Source organism: Streptomyces albiaxialis (assembly GCF_039530985.1).
In the GTDB taxonomy this organism is placed as follows: domain Bacteria; phylum Actinomycetota; class Actinomycetes; order Streptomycetales; family Streptomycetaceae; genus Streptomyces; species Streptomyces albiaxialis.
On sequence record NZ_BAAAPE010000022.1, the window covers coordinates 259,920 to 283,078 of the forward strand.

Sequence of the window (23,159 nt, forward strand, 5' to 3'; positions counted from 1 at the left end):
GTTTCGCCTGCTGCTAGCCTCGGCCCCCGCAAGGGAGTTCGAGTCGGGGGTGTGCGGCGTTGCGGGGGCGCGTACTGAGCGGGCGTTACGAGCTGGCGGAGAAGCTCGGCGCGGGCGGCATGGGCGAGGTCTGGCGGGCCCGCGACCGGGACCTGGGGCGCGAGGTCGCCGTCAAGCTCTTCTCGCCGCCCGCCGACGTGCAGCCGGAGGAGCGGACCGAACTCCTCGGCCGCTTCCGCCGCGAGGCCCGCGCCGCCGCCGCGCTCGACAGCCCGCACATCGCGACCGTCCACGACCACGGCGCCGACGACGGCGTCCCGTACCTGGTGATGGAGCTGGTCGAGGGCCGTTCGCTGGAGCGGGTGCTGCGGGACGAGGGGCGCGTCCCCGTCCGCGACGCGCTCGGCTGGAGCGCCCAGATCTGCCGGGCCCTGGCCACCGCGCACGCGGCGGGCGTCGTGCACCGCGACATCAAGCCCGCCAACGTCGTCGTACGGCCCGACGGTACGGCCGTCGTCCTCGACTTCGGCATCGCGCGCTTCCAGGAGGCCGTCGAGGCCGAGTCGAAGCTGACGCGCACGGGCCACATGCCGCTCGGCAGCGTCCTGTACATGGCGCCGGAGCGGTTCCGCATGGAGCCGGGCGACGGGCGCGCCGACCTGTACGCGCTGGGCTGCGTGCTCTACGAACTCCTCGTGGGCCGACCGCCGTTCGTGGGCCCCGCGGCGGGCGTGATGTTCAACCACCTCAACGACGTGCCGCTCCGCCCGAGCCGCGCCCGCGACGGGCTGACGCCCGACGTGGACCGGCTCGTCCTGGACCTGATGGCCAAGTCCCCGGACGACCGCCCCGCGGACGCGGAGGAGGCGGCGGCGCGGCTGGAGGCGGTACGGGAGGGGCGGGCGGAGAACGCGCCGGAGCCGGTGCAGGAGCCCGAACCGGAGGCGGAACCCGTACGGGAGCCGGAGCCCGTACGGGAATCGGAGCCCGTACGGGAATCGGAGCGGGAGTCCGGGCCCGAGGACGCCCCGCCGCCGCGCCCCGCGCCCACACCCACCCCCGCGCCAGTACCCGCTCCCGCGCCCCCGCGGATCACCACCGTCATCCACCCCCCGGAGCGGCGCCGCAGGCCGTCCCGCCGTGCCGTGCTCGCGGGTGCCGCCGCGCTGCTGGTGCTGGGCGGCACGGGGGTGACGCTGATGGCCGCGGAGGAGGAACCGCCCGACCCCGACTGGACCGTCGTCTACGCCCGCCCCGCCGACAACCACGGCGCCGACGACGCGGCCGTCGAGAAGGTGGTCCGGAAGGGCGTGAAGGCGTCCGGGCTGGACGGCACCGTCGAGGTCACCCCCGTGGACAGCACCACCCTCGAACTGGACGACGAGGTCAGGAAGCTCCCCCACGTCGTGGCCGTCATCGGCGAGACCGACCTCTCGCCGGGCGTGCCCGGCGACGACGTGCGGGAGTACGGCTCGGGGGACGGGTCGCTGCCCGTCACGGTCAACTCCTGCCCCGATCCCGGCGGAGACGGCGACATGGACCCCGCCACGGACAAGGCCTTCCCCCTGCGCGTCTCCCCGACCGCAACCGCGGACCGGCTCGCGGCCCGGCTGCGGAGCGACTCCGGCGTCCGTTCGGTGCTGGTCGTCTCGGGCGGCGGCTACGACACGGACTTCCGCGACCGCCTCCGCGAGGCCCTCTCCGGGGACGGACGCAGGGTCTTCGAGCACCGCATGACCGGGGACATGAGCCAGGAGCGGCGGAAGGACGTCGCCGAGAGGCTCCGGAAGACGAAGGCCGACACGCTCGTGCTGCCGGGGGATCCGTACGAGGGCCCGTTCACGGCACGGGAGCTGCGGAAGGCCGGGTTCCGGGGCCGCGTCGTCACCCCGTACGCCGCTCCCTGCGACAACGGAGCCGGGGCGGACGGGCGGCCCCGGGGCGGGAGCGCGCGCGGCGTGGAGCAGTACCGCTACCGCGACGTGGAGCCCGGCCGCGGCGCGGCCCGGCGCAACGCGCTCGACGCCGCGCACGCCCTGGCCACGGTGCTCGGGCGGCAGAGCGGGACCCCGGCCCCGGCGTTCCTGAGCGACCGGCTGGCGGACGACCTCAAGAAGGCCCGGGTCCGGGGCGCGAACGGCACCTTCGTGTTCACGGAGGAGGGCTATCTCAAGAACCGGCCCCTCCGCTTCGACCGCTTCGACGGGAAGCGGTGGCGCGAGGAGCAGCCCGTCACGCGGCGCTGACGTCCGCGACGACGCACGCGACGTTGTCGGGGCCGCCCGCCGCGATCGACAGGCCGACCAGCGCGCGCACGGCGTCGGCCGGCGCCCCGCTCCCCGCGAGCGTACGGCGCACGTCGGCGTCCGGGACCACGCCCGACAGCCCGTCCGAGCACAGCAGATAGCGGTCGCCCGGCAGCGCGTCGTGCAGCTTGAGGTCCGGCGGGGACGTCGCGACGGCGCCCAGGGCGCGGGCCAGCAGCGCGCGCTGGGGGTGCGCACGCGCCTCCTCCGGCGTGATGCGGCCCTCGTCGACCTGGGACTGGACGTGGGTGTGGTCGTGCGTGATGCGGAACAGTCCGCCGCCGCGCAGCAGATACGCGCGCGAGTCGCCGATGTGCACGAGCGCGAGCCGCGAGCGGGCGGCGTCCCAGACCATCGCCGTGAGCGTCGTCCCGGACTCCTCCTCGCCCGAGTCGACGCCCCGGACGTCGTCCTCGGCCGCGCGGACGGCGTCCTCCAGCGCGTTGAGCAGGCCGCCGGCCGGGAGGGGCCCGGTCTCCAGGCGGCGCAGGGCCGCGACGGCGGCCGAGCTGGCGCTCTCCCCCCGGGCGCCGAAGCCGTCGGCGACGGCGAGCAGCCGGTCGCCCGCGTACGCCACGTCCTGGTTGCGCTCGCGGACGCGGCCGGTGTCGGAGAGCGCGGCGTAACGGATCGTGAGCGGTGTGCCGTTGGTCCCTGTGGTCCCCATCATCGGGTGGTCCCCTCGTGCGAGGTGGGCGATGAGGAAGGAGGCCAGCTCGCGGCGGGCGGCCGTCTCGGACTCGACGGACGCCCAGAAGGCCCGCACCTCGTCGGCGGCTCCGGCGTCGTCGAGTTCGCAGACCGTACGGATACGGGCCAGCGGCATGCCCAGCCGCCGCAGCCACGCGACGAGCCGCGCGCGCTCGACCTGCGCCGGGTCGTAGTACCGGTACCCGGAGAACGGATCGACGCGGGCCGGCGTCAGCAGCCCCAGCTCGTCATAGAGCCGCAGCGCCTTGGGCGACAGCCGCGTCAGCCGCGCGAACGTCCCGATGGTCACCAGCCCCATGCCCGCTCCCTCCCTCATCCTGACCCGCCCGAGCCTGTGCCTTCCCCCAGGGTGAAGGTCAACGCGGCCACCGCCGACAACAGGACGGCCGGGCGGGGCGGTGCCATGCTGGAGGCGGGAGGCGAGTCACCATGCTGAGCACCGCATACGTGCCGGGTTCTCCGAACTGGATCGACCTGGGCACTCCCGACACCGCCGCCAGCAGCGACTTCTACGCCGCGGCCTTCGGCTGGGGTTATCAGTCCGCCGGGCCCGAGGGCGGCGGTTACGGCTTCTTCACACAGGACGGCAAGATGGTCGCGGGCATCGGCCCGCTCACCGAGGAGGGCGCGGGCGCCGCCTGGACCGTCTACTTCCACTCGCCGGACGCGGACGCCACCGCCCGCGCCGTCGAGCGGGCGGGAGGCACCGTCCGCTTCGGCGCGACGGACGTCTTCAGCTTCGGACGGATGGCCGGGTTCACCGATCCGACCGGCGCCGAGTTCGCCGTCTGGCAGCCGTTCGAGACGGGCGGGCTGGAGGTCGTCGGCGTCCCGGTCTCCCTCACCTGGACCGAGCTGTACACGACGGACGCCGGGGCGGCCCGGGACTTCTACCGCGCGGTCTTCGCGTGGGAGGCCGAGGACATGGACATGGGCCCCGGCATGACGTACACGGTCGTACGGCCCGAGGGCACGGACCCGGACGCCGCGCACGGTGGGCTCATGCGGCTCCCCCAGGAGCACGTGGACGCCGGGGCGACGTCCGAGTGGCACCCGTACTTCGAGGTCGCCGACTGCGACGCCGTGGCCGACGCCGCCACCGCCGCCGGGGCGACCGCGCTCGTCCCGCCCGTCGACGCGGAGGGCATAGGCCGCCTGGCCAGGTTCACCGACCCGTCCGGCGCCCCCTTCGCAGTCATCAAGGGCGCGACGTCCTGACCGGAATTCCCGGTCGGGGCAGGGCGAGGCCGGGCAGGATGGGCGCGTGCTGCCCCAGGAAGACGTCCAGGTCCTCGCGGCGGTCCGCCGCTACGTCATGCCGGGGCGCCCGTACGCGAAGCTCCACGGCTGGAACCTCAAGCACCGGCCCGCCCCCGACGCCCACGCCCTCGCCGCGGAACTCGCCGCGCGCGGGGCGGTGATCGGCGATCACGAGCTGGTCTGCCTGTTCCACGGGGAGTGGCGCGCGCGGCTGACCGGGGCGTGGCTCGTGGCGCTCGGGGGTCGCACCGCGTTCCGGGAGCTGCTCGGCGAGCTCCTCACGCGTCACGGGGGCGGCAAGGACGCGCGGGGATACGTTCTCGCCCTCGCGTCCTTCGGGACGGAAGAGGACGCCGCCCTCCTGCGCTGCTACGCCGCTCGCACGCCCGACTCCGATCAGCACCGCTTCTCCCGCGACTGGGCCCTCGGCGCGCTGCGCCTCCTCTCCGGCCGGCCGGACCTTCCTCCGGCCCCGGAGGACGAACTCGTCGCGTTTCTGGCTGACTTGATCACCTCGCATGTCCGTCCGGCTCCGGCCGGTGCGGAGTCCCCCGCCGAGAGGTTCCGCGCCTGGCGGCCCACCGTGCTCCCGGAGGCCTGGCGCGTCGTCACCCCGGAGTCGGCCCGTCGCGCGCTCGACGCCCGAGCTGTCGCCCTGGCTGCCATGGAGCCCCTGGCGGTGGCCGTCGCGGGAGCCGGTGAGGTGGTCCTCTGCCGGCTGAGGTCCCCGACGCATCCCTGGGCCACCGTCATCTCCTCCGGCGGGTGCCACGAGTATCGCCTCTTCACGACCGTCAGCGAGGCCCTGCGGAGCGGGGCGACAGGGGATGTGTCCGCGTGAAGTGACGGAGCCCGGGTCCGGTCCGGGGCGTCCCGGACCCGGTGCGTCAGGCCGTCACCTTGTTCGAGGCCGGGGATGGGATCTCCTTGCCGGAGCCCGTGCCGGAGCCGGAATCGGAGCTCTGGGCCGAGGGGTCGTGGTCGTCGGCGACCAGTGTGGTCTCGTCGAAGGGGAGCTGCCCGGCCAGGACCTGGCCGACGCGGTCCTTGTCGATCTCCTTCGTCCAGGTGCCGACGAGCACCGTCGCGACCGCGTTGCCCGCGAAGTTGGTGAGGGCGCGGGCCTCGCTCATGAAGCGGTCGATGCCGACGATGAGGCCGACGCCGTCGACGAGTTCGGGGCGGTGGGACTGGAGGCCGCCCGCGAGGGTGGCGAGGCCGGCGCCGGTGACGCCCGCCGCGCCCTTGGAGGCGATGAACATGAAGATGAGCAGCGAGATCTGCTGGCCCAGCGAGAGCGGGTCGCCCATCGCCTCGGCGACGAAGATCGAGGCCATGGTCAGGTAGATCATCGTGCCGTCGAGGTTGAAGGAGTAGCCGGTCGGCACGGTGATGCCGACGACCGGCTTGCTGACGCCCAGGTGCTCCATCTTCGCGATGAGCCGCGGCAGCGCGGACTCGGACGAGGAGGTGGAGAGGATCAGCAGGAACTCCCGGCCCAGATACTTCAGCAGCTTGAAGAGGTTGACGCCCGTGAAGACGCGCAGGATCAGGCCCAGCACGACGAAGACGAAGAGGAAGCAGGTGACGTAGAAGCCGATCATGATGACGGCGAGGGACTTGAGCGCGTCCACGCCCGTCTCCCCGACCACGGCGGCCATCGCGCCGAACGCGCCGACCGGCGCCGCCCACATCACCATCGCCAGCACCCGGAAGACCAGCTTCTGGATGTGCCCGATGCCGCGCAGCACCGGCTCGCCCGCGCGGCCCATGGCCTGGAGCGCGAAGCCGACGAGGAGCGCGATCAGCAGGGTCTGGAGGACCTCGCCCTCGGTGAAGGCGGAGACCATCGTCGTCGGGATCATGCCGAGCAGGAACTCGGTCATGCCCTCGCCGCCCTCCTTGGCCTGCTCGGCGCCCGCGTCCCGCGCGGCCTCCGTGAGCTGCAGGCCGTGGCCGGGCTCCAGCACGTTGCCGACGGCCAGTCCGATGGCGAGCGCGACGAGCGACATCGTCAGGAAGTAGCCGAGCGCGAGACCGCCGACGGCGCCGACCTTCGCGGCCTTCCGGACGGAGCCGATGCCGAGCACGATCGTGCAGAAGATGATCGGCGAGATCATCATCTTGATCAGATTGACGAAGCCCTCACCGAGCGGCTTCAGCTCCGTGGCCACCCCGGGCGCGGCGAAGCCCAGCGCGACACCCAGCACGACGGCCGCGATGACCGCGATGTACAGATAGTGGGTTCGGTCCCGCTTCGTCCGTGGCTCTGGCGGTGGCGTCTGCTCGGTCACGTCTCCGGACACGTCGGCGGCTCCTCGTCCATGCGTCATCGCATCATCGCTGGCACGACTCGTTACGAGTCCCGGCGACTATGCATCAGCACGTGACGCCCGTCACCCTTACGTGCATTACGTGCACGAAATCAGCCACGGCAGACTGTTTCCATGCCCGCGCCGCCCCCTACCGCCCCTCGCCGCGTCCGCCGCCTGCTGCCGCGCAGCCTGGCGGGGCAGCTCTTCGCGATGCAGGTCGGGCTGGTCGCGGTCGTCGTCGCCGGGTGCGCCGTGTTCGCGTATCTGAGCGCCCGGAGCCAGGCGGAGAGCTCGGCGCGGCACCAGACCACCGCGACGGTACGGACGCTGGCTGATTCTCCCTCCGTCCGCGAGGCCATCCGCTCGAGCCACCCTTCGGCGGGCCTGCAGCCCTACGCCGAGCAGGTCCGGCACGGCGCGGGCGTCACCTGGGTGACGATCATGGACCCGGAGGGGACCCGCTGGACCCACCCCCGGCCCCATCTGATCGGCAAGCGCTTCTCCGGGCACATCGGCCCGGCGCTGAAGGGGCGGACGTTCACCGAGACCTACACCGGCTCCTTCGGGCCCTCGGTGCGCGCGGTGGCCCCGATCCGGGACGGCAAGCGCATCGTGGGACTGGTCGGCGCGGGGATCACGGTGGAGCGGATCAGCGAGAAGGTCCAGGAGCAGGTCGCCGCCATCGCGGCCGTCGCGCTGGTGACGCTGGCACTGGGCGGCGTCGGGACGTATCTCGCGAGCGCCCGGCTGCGCCGCCATACGCACGGGATGAACGCGGCCGAGCTGAGCCGTATGCACGACTACCACCAGGCGACGCTGCACGCCGTGCGCGAGGGCCTCGTCATGCTCGACGGGCGGGGCAGGGTGGCGCTGGCCAACGACGGGGCCCGCGAGCTGCTCGGCCTCACCGGCACGGAGCCCGTGGGCCTGACCGTGGCGGAGCTGGGGCTGCCGGACGCGCTCACGGAGGCGCTGCTCTCGTCCGCGCCGCGCATCGACGAGGTCCATCTGACCGCCGAACGCGTCGTGGTCGTCAACACCTCGCCCGTGGACGGCGGCGAGCACCGCGGCACGGTCGTCACGCTGCGGGACCACACCGAGATCCAGGCGCTCGCGGGCGAGCTGGACTCGGTCCGCGGCTTCGCCGAGGCCCTGCGCTCGCAGGCCCACGAGGCCGCGAACCGGCTCCACACGGTCGTCTCCCTGATCGAGCTGGGGCGCACGGAGGAGGCCGTGGACTTCGCGACGGAGGAGCTGGAGCTGGCCCAGGCACTCACCGACCACGTCGTCGCGTCGGTGAGCGAGCCCGTCCTCGCGGCGCTGCTGCTCGGAAAGGCGGCGCAGGCCAACGAGCGGGGCGTGGAGCTGACCCTCACAGAGGACAGCCACCTGGACGACACCCCGCTCCCGCCCCGGGACCTCGTCACCCTGCTCGGCAATCTGATCGACAACGCGGTGGAGGCCGCGTCCCCGCCCCGCCCGGGCACGCCCCGCGTCCGGGTCACCGTCCGCCAGGAGGAGGACGGCACGCTCCTGATCCGCGTCGCCGACAACGGCCACGGCCTCCCGGCCGACGGCGCCGACGTCTTCGCGCGCGGCTGGTCCACCAAGGGCAGCGGGCTCGGCCTCGCGCTCGTCCGCCAGACGGCCCAGCGCCACGGCGGTACCGCCGACGCCGCGCAACTCCCGGACGGGGGCGCGGAGTTCACCGTACGGGTACCGAAGGCGCGACAGGAGCAGGAGGCGCGGCAGGGGCAGGAGGTGGCGGCCCGATGACCGCGCTCCGGGTCCTCGTCGTCGAGGACGACCCCGTCGCCGCGGACGCGCACGCGCAGTACGTGGACCGCGTGCCCGGCTTCCGTACGGTCGCCGTCGCCCACTCCCGCGCCGAGGCCGTCCGCGCGCTGGACGAGCACCCCGGCGTCGACCTGATCCTGCTGGACCTCTACCTCCCCGACGGGCACGGGCTCGCGCTGCTGCGCTCGCTGCGGGCGGCCGGGCACGGGGCCGACGCGTTCGCGGTGACCTCCGCGCGGGACCTGACGGTGATCAGGGAGGGCCTCTCGCTGGGCGTCGTGCAGCACGTGCTGAAGCCGTTCACGTTCCGGACGCTGAGCGACCGGCTGCGCCAGTACGCGGAGTTCCGTACGGCCGCCGACGCGCGGGGCGAGGCGGGGAGCCAGGACGAGGTGGACCGGGCGCTGGCGGCGCTGCGCGCGGCGCCGTCCTCACCGGCCGCGCTGCCGAAGGGGCTGAGCGCGCCCACGCTCCGCAGGGTCACCGAGGCGCTGCGGACGGCGGGCGAGGAGGGGCTGACGGCGGGCGCCGCGGGCGAGCGGATCGGGGTCAACCGGATCACCGCGCGCCGCTATCTGGAGCACCTGGTCACGACGGGCGGCGCGGACCGGAGGCCGCGGTACGGGCATGTGGGGCGGCCGGAGTTCTGCTACGTGTGGCGGCTCCGGCACTGAGCGCCCCTCCGGGACGGCAGGACAGTAAAGGTTCCTGCACATTCACTCCGACCTATTGTCTATACCAATACCCCTCGCTAGCGTGCGGCGGCGGCACCACTCGCACCTCAACCGTCCCTCAGGAACGGAGAATCGACGTGTCCCCCCACTCCCCCCACTCCCCGCGCTCCTCGCACCGCCGCAGGAACCGGGCCCGCCGCCGGATCGCGCTCGCCGCGGGCGCCGCGGCGCTGCTCACCACGGGCGGCGCCCTCGCCATGACCGCGCAGGCGGCCCCGGAAGGCGAGACACAGACGAAGGCGGCGGCCAGCGGCCTCAACGGCCCCTACCTCTACCTCGGCTGGGGCAACCCGCCCGAGGCCACGAAGTTCATGCAGGACACCGGGACCGAGCAGCTCACGATGGCGTTCATCCTGTCCGACGGCGGCTGCGCGCCCGCCTGGGACGGGCAGCGCCCGCTGACCGGCGGCCAGGACGAGCAGACCATCAAGGCCGTCCAGCAGGCGGGCGGCGACATCACGCCGTCGATCGGCGGCTGGAGCGGCAACAAGCTCGGCGAGGCCTGCAAGAGCCCCGAGGAGCTGGCCGCCGCGTACCAGAAGGTGATCGACGCCTACGGGCTCAAGTCGATCGACATCGACATCGAGGCCAGCGAGGTCGAGAACGCCGAGGTCAGACAGCGGGTGATCGACGCGCTGAAGATCGTTCAGGACAAGAACGACGGCATCAAGATCTACCTGACCTTCGGCACGACCACCAAGGGCCCCAACGAGAACGGCCAGGACCTCATCAAGAAGGGCGCCGCCGCCAAGCTGGACGTCGCGGCCTGGACGGTCATGCCGTTCGACTTCGGCGACGGCACCACGGACATGGCCGGTGCGACCAAGTCCGCGGTGGACGGCCTCAAGGACCAGGTCAAGGCCGCGTACGGCCTCTCGGACGAGGAGGCCTACGCGAAGTCCGGGCTCTCCTCGATGAACGGGAAGACGGACGTCGAGGGCGAGTCCGTCTCCCCGGCGGACTTCCAGGAGATCGTCGACTGGGCGAAGACCAAGAAGCTCTCCCGGGTGAGCTTCTGGGCGGTCAACCGTGACCGCTCCTGCGCGGGCGGCGGCAGCCCCGGCGACTCGTGCAGCGGCATCGACCAGAAGGAGTGGGAGTTCTCCAAGATCCTGGCCGGATACGGCGGCTAGTCACCCCGTTTCGGCCGGGGCCGCACGCGGGCGCCGTGCTTACGGGTTGGCGTGCATCGGGTGGACCAGGGCCGTGGCGTTCGACATGCCCTTGATCGCGCCCGCGGGCCAGTGCAGCTTCGTGAAGCCCTTGCCGTGCGGCGGCGTCACCTGGAGCTCGACCGGGTCGGAGTCGTTGGGCTCACCGCCCTTGGACTTGTCGAACGAGATGTTGAAGACGGCCTTCTCGTTGGGCTTCAGGACCGCTATGCGCGGCTGATTGTTGTCGCGCTTGAGCGGGGCGCTCGTCGTGTGGTCGGCGTCCGTCAGCCTGACGGTCGGGAAGCCGGACACGGAACAGGTGGCCCCGGTGGTGTTCGTCATGGTGACGACGACGTTGCCGCTCTCCTGGTCGGTGCCCTCGTCCGTCGCGGTCATCGACAGACCGGCCGTCTCGCAGTACTTGACGCCCTGACCGTCCTGGCCCGCGCCGTTCTTCGCGGCGCGGGCCTCGGTGTCCTCGCCGGAACCGGAGCCGGAGCCGGTCTTGGCGCCCCCGGCCTGCGAGCCGCCCGAACCCCCGTCGGACGAGCCCCCGTCGGACGAGCCCCCGTCGGACGAGCCGCCGCCCGAGGAGGACGAGGAGGAGGACGAGGACGAAGAGCCGGTCTTGCTCTTGCCCGAGGCGTCGCTCCCCGAGTCGTCCCCTCCGCAGGCGGTCAGCGAGAGGGCGGCGGCGACACCGAGGGCGGCGAAAGCGGCGGTGCGGGTGTACTTCATGGTGTTCCCCCAGAAGCAATGTGGTGCGTGTGGTCTGAACTCTTTGTATCCCGCAACGAGTTACGAGCGGTCTCCCGCGACGTCTTCGTTCTGTCACGGGCGTATTGACCTCGCGGCCCGCCAGGCGCCACCGTACGGTCACCAGCCTGGCCCGAGGAGGTCGTGCCGTGCGCCCCACCGCTCCACTGATCCTCACCCTCACCGGCATCCTCGCCGCCGGGACGCTGACCGCCTGCGGCGGCGGCTCCGGCAGCGGCGACAAGAACACCATCAAGATCGCCTTCCACAAGGAGACCGACAACAAGGTCACCTTCCGCGACGACTACATCAAGTTCGTGGCGAAGAAGTTCGAGAAGCAGAACAAGGGCAAAAAGGTCGAGCTGGTCCCCATCCAGGCGCCCCAGCAGGACTACTACTCCAAGATCCAGCAGATGATGCGCTCCCCGAAGACCGCGCCCGACCTGGTCTACGAGGACACCTTCCTCATCAACTCCGACATCAAGAGCGGCTATCTGCGCCCGCTGGACGACTACCTGGCCAAGTGGAAGGACTGGGACAGGTTCGAGCCCGCGGCCAAGCGCGCCGCGAGCGCCGCCGACGGCAAGACGTACGGCGTGCCCGACGGCACCGACACCCGGGGCCTGTGGTTCAACAAGAAGCTGTTCAAGAAGGCCGGGCTGCCCGCCGACTGGAAGCCGAAGACCTGGGACGAGGTCCTGGAAGCGGCCCGTACGCTCAAGAAGAAGGTCCCCGGCGTCATCCCGCTCAACGTCTTCGCGGGCAAGGGCGCGGGCGAGGCGACCGCCATGCAGGGCTTCGAGATGCTGCTCTACGGCACCGGCAAGGACCCGCTCTACGACCCGAAGAGCAAGAAGTGGGTCAAGGGCAGCAAGGGCTTCCGCGACAGCCTCGACTTCCTCGACACCCTCTACGGCGACAAGCTCGGCCCCGAGGACGAGCAGGTCGTCGACGCGAACGTCTCCACCGACGTCGTCACCCAGCTCCTGCCCGAGGGCAAGCTCGCCATCGCGCTGGACGGCTCCTGGCTCAGCCAGAACTGGATCAAGACGGGCGGCAAGCCCTGGCCGGAGTGGAAGGAGACGATGGGGCTCACCCCCATGCCCACCCAGGACGGGCAGGCGCCCGGCGAGGTCAGCATGTCCGGCGGCTGGACCTGGGCGATCCCGCAGAAGTCGAAGAACCCCGACCTGGCCTGGAAGATGATCCGGACCATGCAGACCAAGGAGAACGCGGTCGAGTGGTGCATCCGCGGTTCCCAGGTCGCCGTCCGCGAGGACGTGGCGAAGGACCCCCGCTATCTGAAGTCCATGCCGGGCATCAAGTTCTTCACCGACCGCGTCGAGCACACCCACTACCGGCCCGCGCTGCCCGTCTATCCCCAGGTCTCGACGGCGATCACCGAGGCGACGGAGGCCGTGGCGACCGGTGACTCCTCGCCCGAGGAGGCGCAGAAGGCGTACGACGAGCAACTCGACGGCATCGCGGACGGGGCGGTCACCGAGAAGTGAGCGCCACCACTGCCTCGGCCAGGGGCCCCCGGCGCTACTGGCGCTGGCTGCCCCTCTCCCCCGCGACCGTCCTGCTGCTGCTCTTCCTCGTCGGCCCGATCGGCTACTGCGTCTGGATCGCGTTCACCGACCTCCAGCTCACCGGCCAGGAGTCCTCGTCGTTCGTCGGCTTCGACAACTTCACGCGCGCGTTCGGCGACGAGCACTTCCGCAACGCGGTCGTCCTCACGCTCGTCTTCACGCTGCTCTCGTCGATCGTCGGCCAGAACACGCTGGGGCTGGCGCTGGCCGCGCTGATGAAGCGCGCCTCGCGGCCCGTACGTTCGCTCACCGGGGCGATCGTGATCAGCGCGTGGGTGCTGCCGGAGATCGTGGCGGGCTTCCTGCTCTACACGTTCTTCAGCAAGGACGGCCAGCTCAACGCGATCCTCGACTGGCTCCGGCTGCCCGAGCAGAACTGGATGTTCAGCCTGCCCATCCTCGCCGTGTCCTTCGCGAACGTCTGGCGCGGCACGGCCTTCTCGATGCTCGTCTACTCCGCCGCGCTCTCCGAGATCCCGAAGGAGGTCACCGAGTCCGCCGAGGTCGACGGCGCGAACGGCTGGAAGCGGCTCTGGCACGTCACGCTGCCCATGATCCGGCGCTCCATCGGCACCAATCTGATGCTCAACACCCTCCAGACGCTCTCCGTCTTCGGGCTCATCTGGGCCATGACGAAGGGCGGCCCGGCACACCGCAGCGAGACGCTGCCGGTGTTCATGTACGACCAGGCGTTCACCAAGTCGCTCATCGGCTACGGCACGGCCGTGGCCCTGCTGCTGCTCCTGGTGGGCGCGCTGTTCTCGGTGGTCTATCTGCGGCTGATGCGCGAGGAGGTCCGGTGACGTACGCAGGACATGCCGCGCCCGGCGGCCGGGTGGGGCGGGCCGCCGGGCAGGTGGTTCAGGTGGTGCAGATACTGCAAGTGCAGGACCGTACGGGGGTGTCGGTCCTACGAGGAGCGGCGCTTGCGGGCGAAGGCCACGAGGGCGCCACCGAGGACGACCACGGCGGCCGCGATCCCGGCGATCATCGGGGTGTTGCTGGAGGAACCGGTCTCGGCCAGGTCCTCACCGCCACCGGTCTGCGGCTTGGCCGCCGGGGCGCTGCTGGAGGTCTCCGGCGAGCTGGGCGCGGGCTTCTCGCTGGCGCTCTGGCTCGGCGAGGCGCTGGTGGACGCGCTCGGCGAGGGCTCGGAGGGCTTCGACTCGGTCGGCGAGGGCGAGGGCGACTCGCTCTCGCACACCGGCGAGTTCTTCGAGTCCTCCCACGAGAACTTCTCGTCGTCCCCGGCCGTCACCTTGACGGTGACCGGAAGCTCCTTGCTGTGCTTCGGCAGGTCGATCTTCTTGTGGAACTCACCCTTGAACGCGGTGTGCAGCAGGGACTTCTCACCGGCCGTGATGGTGAGCTTGTTGTCCTTCTCCTTGCTGTAGTTCGTCAGATCGACGGAGACCGCGTAGCAGTCCACCGACCAGTCCTTGCTGTGGGCCTGGGCGGGCGTCGCGGCTATCGCCGTGCCGAGGAAAGCCGCCGCCCCCGTCGCCACGATCGCCGTCGACCGCTGCCACCTTCGGCGCAGTGCTGTCATGTTCTTCCTTCCGATAGGGCCACGCCGTGTGGAGAGCACACACGGCGGCGACAGCACGGTACTCCCCTCAGCCACGCGAAACACAACGACCCCGGAATATCCCGCTGTTACCTCCCAACGATCACTTGTCCCGCCCCGGCGCTGGGGGCCGCATGAAGCGGGTTTTCACACGGAGGACGCGGCAGAGGATCGCCGCCGACCTCGGACTGCTGGTCGTCGCGGCGGCGTTCGTGGTGCCGCTGGCCTGGCTCGTACTGGCCTCGGTGGACGCCGAGGCGACGCTGCGCGTACGGCCGCCGGAGTCCGCGACCCTCGACAACTTCTCGGCGGTCCTCACCGACGAGATCACCTTCACCCCCATGCGGAACAGCCTCGTGCTGTGCGGGGGCGCCACGGCGCTCACCGTGGTGTGCGCGGCGCTCGCCGCGTACCCCCTCTCCCGCTTCCGCTCCCGCTTCAGCCGCCCGTACCTGCTCGGCATCCTCTTCACGACGTGCCTGCCGGTGACGGCCGTCATGGTGCCGGTGTACGGGCTGTACGTGCAGATCAACCTCATCGACACCATGTACGGCACCGCGCTCTTCCTCGCGGCCTCGCAGCTCCCGTTCGCCGTCTGGCTGATGAAGAACTTCATGGACGGCGTGCCGGAGGTCCTGGAGGAGGCCGCGTGGACGGACGGCGCGTCGTGGTTCCAGTCGCTGGTCCGCGTCATCCTGCCGCTGATGGGGCCCGGCATCGCGGTCGTCGGCATCTACAGCTTCGTGATGATGTGGGGCAACTTCTTCGTCCCCTTCATGCTCCTGCTGAGTCCGGACCAGCTCCCGGCGTCGGTCAGCATCTTCACGTTCTTCGGCAACTACGGGGCCGTCGTCTACGGCCAGCTCGCCGCGTTCTCGATCCTCTACTCGACGCCGGTGATCCTCCTCTACGTCCTCATCTCCCGGAAGCTGGGAGGAGGCTTCGCGCTGGGCGGCGCGGTGAAGGGCTAGACCGCGAGGCCGCTAGGCCGTTTCCTTCGGACCACCGGGCTCCCGGGCCGACGGCCGGGCGGGCTCGGCGGCCTTCTCCCCCAGGAACCACACCAGCTCGGAACGCTGCCGGATCCCCAGTTTGCGCAGGATGCTGCTCACGTGCGCCTTGACGGTCTTCTCCGATATGAAAAGCCGCCGGGCGATCATCGCGTTGGTCATCGACTCGTGAGCGATCAGATCGGCGATCTCCCGCTCCCTCGCCGTCAGCGTCTCGGGGTACGTACGGTCGTGCGGCATCGGCATCTTCAGCACCATCATCGCCAGCTCGGTGCCGACGAGCCGGCACTGGTCCTTGATCCGGCCCAGTTCCTCCCGCAGTTGCGTCCCGTCGAGCAGTTCCACGCGCGATTGCAGCGTCTCCACCGAGCCCGCCACCTCGTCCAGGCAGTCGGTCGCGGTGTGCAGCATGTCGGTCGGGAAGTCGAGCCGACTGGGGTCCAGTTCGGGGAAATTCCGGTACAGCCGCTCCCGCGCCTGCCGCCGGGCACCGCCCTCCAGGGACAGCGCCAAGGCCTGGGCCAGCCATTCCAACGCCGTCACGAAGGTGTCGTCGAAGACGCCGGAGTGGGGCGACTGCGTGTTGACCATGCCGATGACCGTGTCGTCCTCGGGCCCGAGCATCGGCACCGCGACCGCGTCGCGACTGAGGACGCCGTTCCCCATCGGGGCACCGACATGGCAACGGCGGCCGTCGTCGTACGCGTACCGGTACGGCTTGGCCTTCGCCCTGACCCAGTGCGACATCCCGTCCTTGCCGAACCGGGAGGTATCGGCACTGAGATGCTCACCGTCGCTGAAGATGTAGGGCAGCACCAGCGTGTTGTCGCCCTGGTAGAGGCCCACGTAGAACGTCTCGACCGGCCCGATCGCGGTCGCGGCCCGGCGGACCGCGGCGCACATCCCGTTGACGTCGTCGGGCGCCAGCATCCGCAACTGACGGTCGGCCAGACGCAGCGCGCCTCTCACCGTCTCCGGCAGTTCCCTCTCCAAGGCGATCCTCCAGTGACTGGCGTCGCGGCCGCGGCGGAGCAACGACGATAGCCCGAACCACGCCGTCAGGGGGCTCCCCCGACCTTCCGGTGCGACGGCCGGACGGCACGGGGGCCGGCCCGCGTGGGGTGTGCCTCTAGTCCGAAGACCTAGGCCCCGCCGCCCCCAGAATCGGTCGAAGTCGTAGCCCCACGACAGGGGTCCGGTCATTAGGGTCGACGGCAGGCCGACGCCGCTGGATGTCCGCCGCAGCGATCACACGACCGAGCCGGGCGCGGCCCGCCCCACAGTCCTGGTCACACCGACCCGGCCGCGCCTCGGCCCCCCCATTCCCTCGTGAGAAAGGCCCGACCCATGCCCACCCGACGTACTCTCCTGAGGTCCATAGCCGCCGGTGCGGGCGCCGCCGCTCTCGGCATCCCCGGCGCGCAGGCGTTCGCCGGGACGGCGGCCGCTCCGTCCCCGCGCGAGGTGGACCTCAGACCGGGCTCGACCGGCTCCGAGGTCACCGCGATGCAGCACCTGCTGACCGAATACGGGCACAAGACCTCGGCCGACGGGTACTACGGCCCGGTGACCGAGAAGTCGGTCGCGAAGTTCCAGGGCGCCCACAGCCTGGTCAAGGACGGCTGGGCCGGGCCGCTCACCATGAAGAAGATGCTCGACAACGGCAAGGCCACCGCCGAACAGGGCTCGGACAACCGCGGCGCCGTCCGGGCGGCCCAGACCCTGCTGGTCGAACGCGGCTACGAGATGGCCGTCGACGGCGACTTCGGTCCGCTCACCTCGTCCAGCGTCGAGAAGTACCAGTCCACGTGCAAGCTGAAGGCGTCCGGCACCGTCGACCACACCACCTGGACCTTCCTGTTCAGCCCGCCGCGGAAGCCCGGGCCCGGCCCGGTGGACGGCAAGGCCGTGCTGGTGGCGCAGTCCGGCAGCGGGCTGTCGACGTGGGCCTACGACTGCGGCCCGGCCGCCTTCGTCTCGGTCCAACTGCGGCTGGGCCGCAAGCCCGGCAAGTGGACCGACGTCGCCCACCGCGGCGACGCCATCGACTACGCCCGCCGCACCGTGCTGCGCATGACCGACGACACCCGCGGCACCGGCCAGATCGGCGACGAGGTCGGCCTGGTCGCGGGGTTCGAGCGGATCGGTGTGGACCGGGCGGGAACCGGCGGTTTCGACGACGCGCTCTCGACGGTCCGCGCCGGCGGCGTGTCGATGCTCGGCGGCGACCTCGCGGTGTGCGCCGAGTGGAACGGCCGCTCCACCGGTTCCACCCTGCACTGGATCGCCCTCCTCGACCACAGTGCCGAGTCCGGCGAGTACCAGGTCGCCGACTCCAGCAGCAAGCACAACAAGCTGGTCTGGGTGACCAGCGGCCAACTGGCCGCCTTCGCCCGCACCTGGGGCGCCTCAGTCTGCCTCAAGTAACCCCCCAAGGTGCGCTCCTCCCTCCCCTGCGCTTGCCATGTGCCCCGGACTTCTGGGCTGGGTTCGGGGTGCCCCGCTGTGTGCTTCGCAGGCTGCGAGTGCGTCGTGGCTTGTCGCGAAGTTCCCCGCGCCCCTGATGGGGCAGGCCCCGGTGTGTGGTGACCGGGCGCGCCCACGCGGCGGAGCCGCACAACGAATACAGCCCCGCGCCCCTGAGGGGGCCAGCACTAGGACGGGAGGGCTCGGCACAGGGAATCGAGGGCGGAGGCGTAGGCGTGGTCGGGTGGGGTGGCGTAGCCGACGACCAGACCGTCGGGGTGCGGGCCCGTCGCCCGCGCGTGCCGGAAGGACGCGAGGCCGTCGACGGCGACCCCCTGCCACGCGGCAGCCTTCAGCACCGACGCCTCCGTCCCCGACGGCAACCGCAGCACCGCGTGCAGCCCCGCCGCGATACCCGTGACCTCGACGTGCGGGGCGTGCCCCGCAAGCGCCGCCGTGAGCTGGTCGCGCCGGCGCCGGTACCGCTGCCGCATCCTCCGCACGTGCCGGTCGTACCGCCCCGAGGCGAGGAACTCGGCGAGCGTGAGCTGGTCCGGCACGCTCGCCCACGCCTCGCGCTCGCCCTTGACCCCGACCACGGCCCCGACGAGATGCTCGGGCAGCACCATCCAGCCCAGCCGCAGCGCCGGGCTGAGGCTCTTGCTGACCGAGCCGAGGTAGACGATCCGTTCGGGGTCGAGGCCCTGTACCGCGCCGACCGGCTCGCGGTCGTAGCGGAACTCGCCGTCGTAGTCGTCCTCCAGGAGCAGCCCGTCGTGCGTACGGGCCCAGTCCACGGCGGCGTTGCGCCGCTCCGGGTGGAGCGGACCGCCGGTCGGGAACTGGTGCGCGGGCGTGAGCAGCGCGCCGCGCACCCGCTCCAGCGCGCCCAGCTCGCCGGTCCGCGCCCCGTCCTCGTCGAGCGCCAGCGGCACCGTACGGACGCCGGACTCCTCCAGCACCCCGTGGTGGAACGTCAGCCCGTACGACTCGACGGCGAGCCGCCCCCGCAGCACCCCGCGCCCGCCCGTACCGGCGACGCCGCCGAACAGCAGCCGCAGCGCATGCACGAAGCCGGAGCAGATCACGATCCGGTCCGGCGCGGTGCGTACGCCGCGCGCCCGCGCCAGGTACTCCGCGAGCGCCTCGCGCAGTTCGGGCCGCCCCTGCGGGTCGCCGGGGCCGAAGGCCTCGTGCGGCGCCGCGTTCAGCGCCCGGCGCGCGGCGGCCAGCCAGGCGGAGCGGGGGAACGAGGAGGCGTCCGGCTGCCCCTGCCGCAGGTTGTGGACGGGCCCGCGCCGCGCCCCCTCCCGTACGGGCGCCCGCTTCGGCACCCGTACCGGCCGGGGCGGTGCGGCACGCTCGGCGACGCGCGTCCCGGAGCCCTGGCGGGCCACGAGCCAGCCCTCGGCGACGAGTTCGGCGTAGGCGGAGGCCACGGTGTTACGGGCGAGGCCGAGGTCGGCGGCGAGCGAGCGGTACGGCGGCAGCCGGGTGCCGGGGGCGAGCCGCCCCTCGCGGACGGCGTCCCGCAGCGCGCCGGTCAGCGCGGCCTGGCGGCTGCCCTCCCGCGGGAGCCGCAGATGCAGGTCGGCGCCGATGCGCTCGGCGGAATTGACCCAGGATTCCGACATGAAAGTGAACTCTACCGGGGGTCTTTTACTCCGTAGATTCATGGCCATGACGCAGACGACGCACACGACGCACCCCGCGCACCCCACGACCCCCGCGAACCCCCGGTCACCCGCCTCGCCGAGGGCGGCGTCCCGGACGGCGTCTACGCCCGTGCAGCCCAGTACTTCGACGAGGAGGAGCTGGCCCATCCGCTGGCGCTGATCTTCGCCATCAACACCTGGAACCGCATCGCCCTGAGCACCGCCCCGCCAAGGTCGCGGGCACCGACGAGCGGAAGGCCCGGTGACATGACCGGCGCCTGATCCCGGGGTGACGGTGCGGGGCGTCAGACCACCGGCGCCGTAGGCCCGTCCGGGGACTCGGCGCGGGATTCCAGGACCTCGCGGGCGATGGCGGCGACCTCCTCGTCGGGGAGGCGGCGGTAGCCGTCCTCCGTGACGAGGGCGACGAGGGGGAAGAGCTTGCGGGTGAGGTCGGGGCCGCCGGTGGCGGAATCGTCGTCCGCCGCGTCGTAGAGCGCCTGGACGGCGGCCGTGACGATGTCGCGCTCGGCCATGCCGGACCGGTACAGCTTCTTGAGGGCGCCCCGCGCGTACATCGAGCCGGAGCCCGTGCCCGCGAAGTCCCGTTCCTCGGTGCGGCCCCCGGTCACGTCGTAGGTGAAGATGCGGCCCTTGCCCTCGCGGACGTCGAACCCGGCGAAGAGCGGGACGACGGCGAGGCCCTGCATGGCCATGCCGAGGTTGCCCCGGATCATGGTGGTGAGGCGGTTCGCCTTGCCGTCGAGGGAGAGCTGGGCGCCCTCCACCTTCTCGTAGTGCTCCAGCTCCAGTTGGAAGAGGCGGATCATCTCGACGCCGAGACCGGCGGTCCCGGCCATGGCGACGGCGGAGTGCTCGTCGGCGGGGAAGACCTTCTCGTACTCGCGGTGGGCGATCACGTTGCCCATCGTCACGCGCCGGTCGCCCGCGACCAGCACCCCGTCCTCGTAGACGGCGGCGATGATCGTGGTGCCGTGCGGGGCCTCGAACCCGCCGTGCGAGGACGGCAGGGCGGCGGCGCGGGCCGAGGGCAGCAGCTCGGGCGCCTGGACGGACAGGAAGTCGAGGAACGACGACGAGCCCGCCGTCAGGAACGCGGGCGGCAGACCGCCGACCCCGTGCGGACCGTTCTCGCCGTGAGCCGTACGAGCCATGCGAACCCCTCCCCGTGCGGGCCCGCGCGCGGGCGCACAAGTTCGATCTCCCCTGCGGGCGCACCATACCCCGGCCCACGGAGATTACGCCGAATCCGCCACCGCCTCCGCGAAGGCCCGCAGGAGCGCGGTGTCGCCGCCCTTCGGCCAGACCAGGGCCAGTTCGGACGGCGGGAGGCCCGCGACGGGCACGAACGCCACGTCCTTACGGGCGTGCGTCTCGGCCGTGGGGCGGCACAGCAGCATCCCGCCCCGGCCCGCCGCGGCCGTCGCCAGGCCCTCCTGGAGCGTGGTGACGGACGGCCCGCGCGGCACGGCGCGGCCGCCCGGCGTGACGCGCGGGGCCTGGTGGTCGCGCCAGTACGGCGGGGCGGGCTCGGCGGAGGCGATCAGCGGGCAGTCGGCCAGATCCTCCACGGAGAGCGAGGGCCGCCCCGCGAGGGGGTGCCGCACGGAGACCGCGAGGGTCCAGGGCTGCCGCTCGAAGCGCGGGCCCAGCTCCAGGTCGGGCTCGCGCACGGGCAGCAGCACGATCGCCGCGTCCACCTCGCCCCGCCGCACCGGGCCGAAGGGGTCGGCCATGGTCACCTCCGCGACCGTCGACTCCGCCGCCGGATGCCGGGCATGGAAGAGCGCGAGGGCCTCCGTCATCCGGGAGCTGCCGCTGCCCAGGAAGCCGAGCCGCAGCTCGCCCGCCACGCGCCGCGCCGCCGCTCGCGCGTCGTCGACGGCCGCCGCGAGCTGCCCGTACGCGGGACGCAGCCGGTCCAGGAATCGCTGCCCGAGCGGGGTCAGCGCGACGGAACGGCTCGTACGCTCGACCAGGCGCGCGCCGATGCGGCTCTCCAGGGAGCGCAGAAGCTGGCTGACCCTGCTCTGCGAGACGTACAGCCGTTCCCCCGCGCGGCCGAAGTGCAGCTCCTCGGCCAGCACGAGGAAGCACTCCAGCTCCCTGATCTCCAGCGCGCGGACCTCGGCTGCGGCGGTACCCACTGTTCCTCCCGTGACGATCGCGATCGATGAGCCCCGCTCATGGAAGGATGAGGACTTCGCCGTTGTTCCCGCTGGTCGTACGGCCAAGGCTGGGGGCATGTCTGAAACCACCCCCGACACCCGGAAAGCCGCCTCGCGCCGCGCCTCGGCGCGCGAATGGTTCGCGGTCGTGTCCCTCACGGCCGCGACGTTCTCCATCACGGCGACGGAGATGCTCCCCGTCGGCCTCCTGACCCCGATGAGCGAGGGGCTCGGCATCACCGAGGGCGTCGCCGGGCTGACCGTCACCCTCGTCGGTGTGACGGCCGCGCTCGCGGCGCCCGCCGTGCCCCTGCTCCTCGGACGGCTGGACCGCCGCACCGCGCTCGTCCTGCTGATGTCCCTGCTGACCGCTGCCAACGCGCTCTCCGCCGCGGCCCCTTCCCTCGGCGTGCTGCTGGCGGCGCGCGTCGCCGTCGGCGTGGCGCTCGGCGGCGTGTGGGCCGTCGCCGCGAGCCAGGCCGTGCGCCTGGTGCCGGCGGGCTCGGCGGGCGCGGCGATATCCGCCGTCTTCAGCGGCATCGGGCTCGCCTCGGTGCTCGCGGTCCCGGCGGGCACGATGCTCGCAGAACTCACCGACTGGCGCATGGCGTTCACCGCCGCCACCGGGCTGGCGCTGTCCGTGACGGCGGCGCTGGCGCTGCTGCTGCCCTCGCTGCCGCCGGAGGCGCCCGTACGCCCGCGCGAGCTGTTCCGGCTCTTCGGCAACCGGCGGCTGCGGCTCGGCCTCGTCTTCCTCGCGCTGCTGGTGACGGGCCACTTCGCCGCCTACACCTACGTACGCCCGGTGCTGGAGAAGGTCTCCGGTGTCGCCCCGGGGCTGATCGGGGTGGTGCTGCTGGCGTACGGGGTCGCGGGCATCGCGGGCAACTTCGGCGCGGGCGCGGTCGCCACCCGCGCGCCCCGCGCCGTACTGCTCACGCTCAGCGCGGGCATCGCGCTGGCGACGGCGCTGCTGGCGCTGGGCGGCGGACTCACGCCGTTCGCCGTCGCCGTGCTGCTCCTGTGGGGCGTCGCCTACGGCGGGGTCTCCGTCAGCGGCCAGGCCTGGATGCTCGCCACGGCGCCCGGCTCCCGCGAACCGGCGGGCGCGCTCTTCGCCTCGGTCTTCAACGCCTGCATCGCGCTGGGCGCGTTCACCGGCGGGCGCGTGGTCGACGGGGCCCCGCTCCGTACGGTCCTGTGGCTGGGCGCGGCGCTCGCCGCGGTCGCGCTGGTGGTGATGGCCGTGGGCGGACGTACCCGGGGCCCCGGGTCCGGGCGTACGCGGCACGACGGCGACGCGGGGGCGGCGGGACGGCGGACGGGACAGGACCGTGAATCTGTCGTCGCGTCCCTGTCATGAGCCCTGTCTAACCTGTGCCCATGAGAGGTCGTCTGCTGAACGGCCGTTACGAGCTGCGGGAACTGCTCGGCTCGGGCGGTATGGGGGAGGTCTGGCGGGCGCGCGACGCCGAGCTGGACCGGGACGTGGCCGTGAAGGTGTTCCTGCCGCGGCGGGGCGCTTCCGAGGACACGAGCCACGAGGAGCTGCTGGGCCGTTTCCAGCGCGAGGCCCGCTCGGCCGCCGCGCTGGACAGTCCGCACATCGTGGCGGTGCACGATCACGGGACGGACGGGGAGACTCCG

At 72.3% G+C, this 23,159-nt stretch carries 19 protein-coding genes and 2 pseudogenes; 13 read left to right on the top strand and 8 right to left on the bottom strand.

Annotated elements, in window-relative coordinates; translation table 11 throughout:
* The first annotated feature begins 59 nt into the window (after positions 1–59).
* Positions 60–2,246, top strand: a complete 2,187-nt coding sequence (locus tag ABD343_RS36120; RefSeq protein WP_344534443.1) for a protein kinase domain-containing protein — start codon at positions 60–62, stop codon at positions 2,244–2,246.
* On the opposite strand, the gene ABD343_RS36125 is transcribed toward ABD343_RS36120, so the two are convergent.
* Positions 2,233–3,315: a MerR family transcriptional regulator gene (locus tag ABD343_RS36125; RefSeq protein ID WP_344534445.1), complete on the bottom strand. Its 1,083-nt coding sequence runs from the start codon at positions 3,313–3,315 to the stop codon at positions 2,233–2,235. The two genes, ABD343_RS36120 and ABD343_RS36125, sit on opposite strands and share 14 nt — an antisense overlap.
* Positions 3,316–3,446: 131 nt before the next feature.
* Here ABD343_RS36125 and ABD343_RS36130 point away from each other — a divergent pair, with 131 nt between their 5' ends.
* A complete protein-coding gene (locus ABD343_RS36130) occupies positions 3,447–4,235 on the top strand; it encodes a VOC family protein (protein ID WP_344534447.1) in 789 nt (262 codons plus the stop codon).
* Between the two features lie 46 nt (positions 4,236–4,281).
* Positions 4,282–5,118 (top strand): DUF6000 family protein, encoded by an 837-nt coding sequence (locus ABD343_RS36135; protein WP_344534449.1) that lies wholly within the window; start codon positions 4,282–4,284, stop codon positions 5,116–5,118.
* 46 nt (positions 5,119–5,164) lie between these two features.
* Here ABD343_RS36135 and ABD343_RS36140 read toward each other — a convergent pair whose 3' ends face one another.
* Positions 5,165–6,610, bottom strand: coding sequence for a cation:dicarboxylate symporter family transporter (locus tag ABD343_RS36140; RefSeq protein WP_344534450.1), 1,446 nt, complete (start codon positions 6,608–6,610; stop codon positions 5,165–5,167).
* 114 nt (positions 6,611–6,724) lie between these two features.
* On the opposite strand from ABD343_RS36140, the gene ABD343_RS36145 reads away from it, so the two are divergent.
* The 3 genes from ABD343_RS36145 to ABD343_RS36155 all read left to right on the top strand — a co-directional run bounded on the left by ABD343_RS36145 (position 6,725) and on the right by ABD343_RS36155 (position 10,256).
* Complete coding sequence (locus tag ABD343_RS36145; RefSeq protein WP_344534452.1) at positions 6,725–8,368, top strand: sensor histidine kinase; 1,644 nt, start codon at positions 6,725–6,727, stop codon at positions 8,366–8,368.
* The gene (locus ABD343_RS36150; RefSeq protein WP_344534454.1) at positions 8,365–9,063 is read left to right on the top strand and encodes a response regulator; all 699 of its coding nucleotides are present in this window, start codon (positions 8,365–8,367) and stop codon (positions 9,061–9,063) included. Before ABD343_RS36145 ends, ABD343_RS36150 begins: the two co-directional genes overlap by 4 nt.
* 137 nt (positions 9,064–9,200) lie before the next feature.
* Positions 9,201–10,256, top strand: coding sequence for a chitinase (locus tag ABD343_RS36155; protein ID WP_344534456.1), 1,056 nt, complete (start codon positions 9,201–9,203; stop codon positions 10,254–10,256).
* Positions 10,257–10,295: 39 nt separating this feature from the next.
* On the opposite strand, the gene ABD343_RS36160 is transcribed toward ABD343_RS36155, so the two are convergent.
* Positions 10,296–11,015, bottom strand: a complete 720-nt coding sequence (locus ABD343_RS36160) for a DUF4232 domain-containing protein (protein WP_344534458.1) — start codon at positions 11,013–11,015, stop codon at positions 10,296–10,298.
* Between the two features lie 167 nt (positions 11,016–11,182).
* On the opposite strand from ABD343_RS36160, the gene ABD343_RS36165 reads away from it, so the two are divergent.
* Both ABD343_RS36165 and ABD343_RS36170 read left to right on the top strand, forming a co-directional pair.
* The gene (locus ABD343_RS36165) at positions 11,183–12,544 is read left to right on the top strand and encodes an ABC transporter substrate-binding protein (protein WP_344534459.1); all 1,362 of its coding nucleotides are present in this window, start codon (positions 11,183–11,185) and stop codon (positions 12,542–12,544) included.
* Positions 12,541–13,428 (top strand): carbohydrate ABC transporter permease, encoded by an 888-nt coding sequence (locus ABD343_RS36170; RefSeq protein ID WP_344534461.1) that lies wholly within the window; start codon positions 12,541–12,543, stop codon positions 13,426–13,428. Before ABD343_RS36165 ends, ABD343_RS36170 begins: the two co-directional genes overlap by 4 nt.
* A 107-nt stretch (positions 13,429–13,535) precedes the next feature.
* Here the strand turns inward: ABD343_RS36170 and ABD343_RS36175 are convergent, their stop codons facing one another.
* Positions 13,536–14,174: an LAETG motif-containing sortase-dependent surface protein gene (locus ABD343_RS36175; RefSeq protein ID WP_344534463.1), complete on the bottom strand. Its 639-nt coding sequence runs from the start codon at positions 14,172–14,174 to the stop codon at positions 13,536–13,538.
* A gap of 152 nt (positions 14,175–14,326) precedes the next feature.
* Between ABD343_RS36175 and ABD343_RS36180 the strand changes: the two genes are divergently transcribed.
* On the top strand, positions 14,327–15,163 hold the full coding sequence (locus ABD343_RS36180) for a carbohydrate ABC transporter permease (protein WP_344534465.1): 837 nt from the start codon (positions 14,327–14,329) through the stop codon (positions 15,161–15,163).
* 12 nt (positions 15,164–15,175) lie between these two features.
* Here ABD343_RS36180 and ABD343_RS36185 read toward each other — a convergent pair whose 3' ends face one another.
* Positions 15,176–16,195: a LuxR C-terminal-related transcriptional regulator gene (locus ABD343_RS36185; RefSeq protein WP_344534467.1), complete on the bottom strand. Its 1,020-nt coding sequence runs from the start codon at positions 16,193–16,195 to the stop codon at positions 15,176–15,178.
* 354 nt (positions 16,196–16,549) lie between these two features.
* Between ABD343_RS36185 and ABD343_RS36190 the strand changes: the two genes are divergently transcribed.
* Entirely contained in the window at positions 16,550–17,629 is a 1,080-nt protein-coding gene (locus tag ABD343_RS36190; protein ID WP_344534469.1) for a peptidoglycan-binding domain-containing protein, read from the top strand.
* Positions 17,630–17,856: 227 nt separating this feature from the next.
* Here the strand turns inward: ABD343_RS36190 and pdxR are convergent, their stop codons facing one another.
* Positions 17,857–19,302, bottom strand: a complete 1,446-nt coding sequence (gene pdxR / locus ABD343_RS36195) for a MocR-like pyridoxine biosynthesis transcription factor PdxR (RefSeq protein WP_344534471.1) — start codon at positions 19,300–19,302, stop codon at positions 17,857–17,859.
* A gap of 105 nt (positions 19,303–19,407) precedes the next feature.
* On the opposite strand from pdxR, the pseudogene ABD343_RS36200 reads away from it, so the two are divergent.
* Positions 19,408–19,589: pseudogene (locus ABD343_RS36200) on the top strand (carboxymuconolactone decarboxylase family protein); the annotation flags it as partial.
* Positions 19,590–19,628: 39 nt separating this feature from the next.
* Here ABD343_RS36200 and prcB read toward each other — a convergent pair.
* Together prcB and ABD343_RS36210 are read right to left on the bottom strand one after the other, a co-directional pair.
* Positions 19,629–20,498: a proteasome subunit beta gene (gene prcB, locus ABD343_RS36205; RefSeq protein WP_344534473.1), complete on the bottom strand. Its 870-nt coding sequence runs from the start codon at positions 20,496–20,498 to the stop codon at positions 19,629–19,631.
* Between the two features lie 84 nt (positions 20,499–20,582).
* On the bottom strand, positions 20,583–21,491 hold the full coding sequence (locus tag ABD343_RS36210; RefSeq protein ID WP_344534475.1) for a LysR family transcriptional regulator: 909 nt from the start codon (positions 21,489–21,491) through the stop codon (positions 20,583–20,585).
* A gap of 97 nt (positions 21,492–21,588) precedes the next feature.
* Between ABD343_RS36210 and ABD343_RS36215 the strand changes: the two genes are divergently transcribed.
* Positions 21,589–22,875: an MFS transporter gene (locus tag ABD343_RS36215; protein ID WP_344534477.1), complete on the top strand. Its 1,287-nt coding sequence runs from the start codon at positions 21,589–21,591 to the stop codon at positions 22,873–22,875.
* A gap of 20 nt (positions 22,876–22,895) precedes the next feature.
* Positions 22,896–23,159: pseudogene (locus tag ABD343_RS36220) on the top strand (serine/threonine protein kinase); the annotation flags it as partial.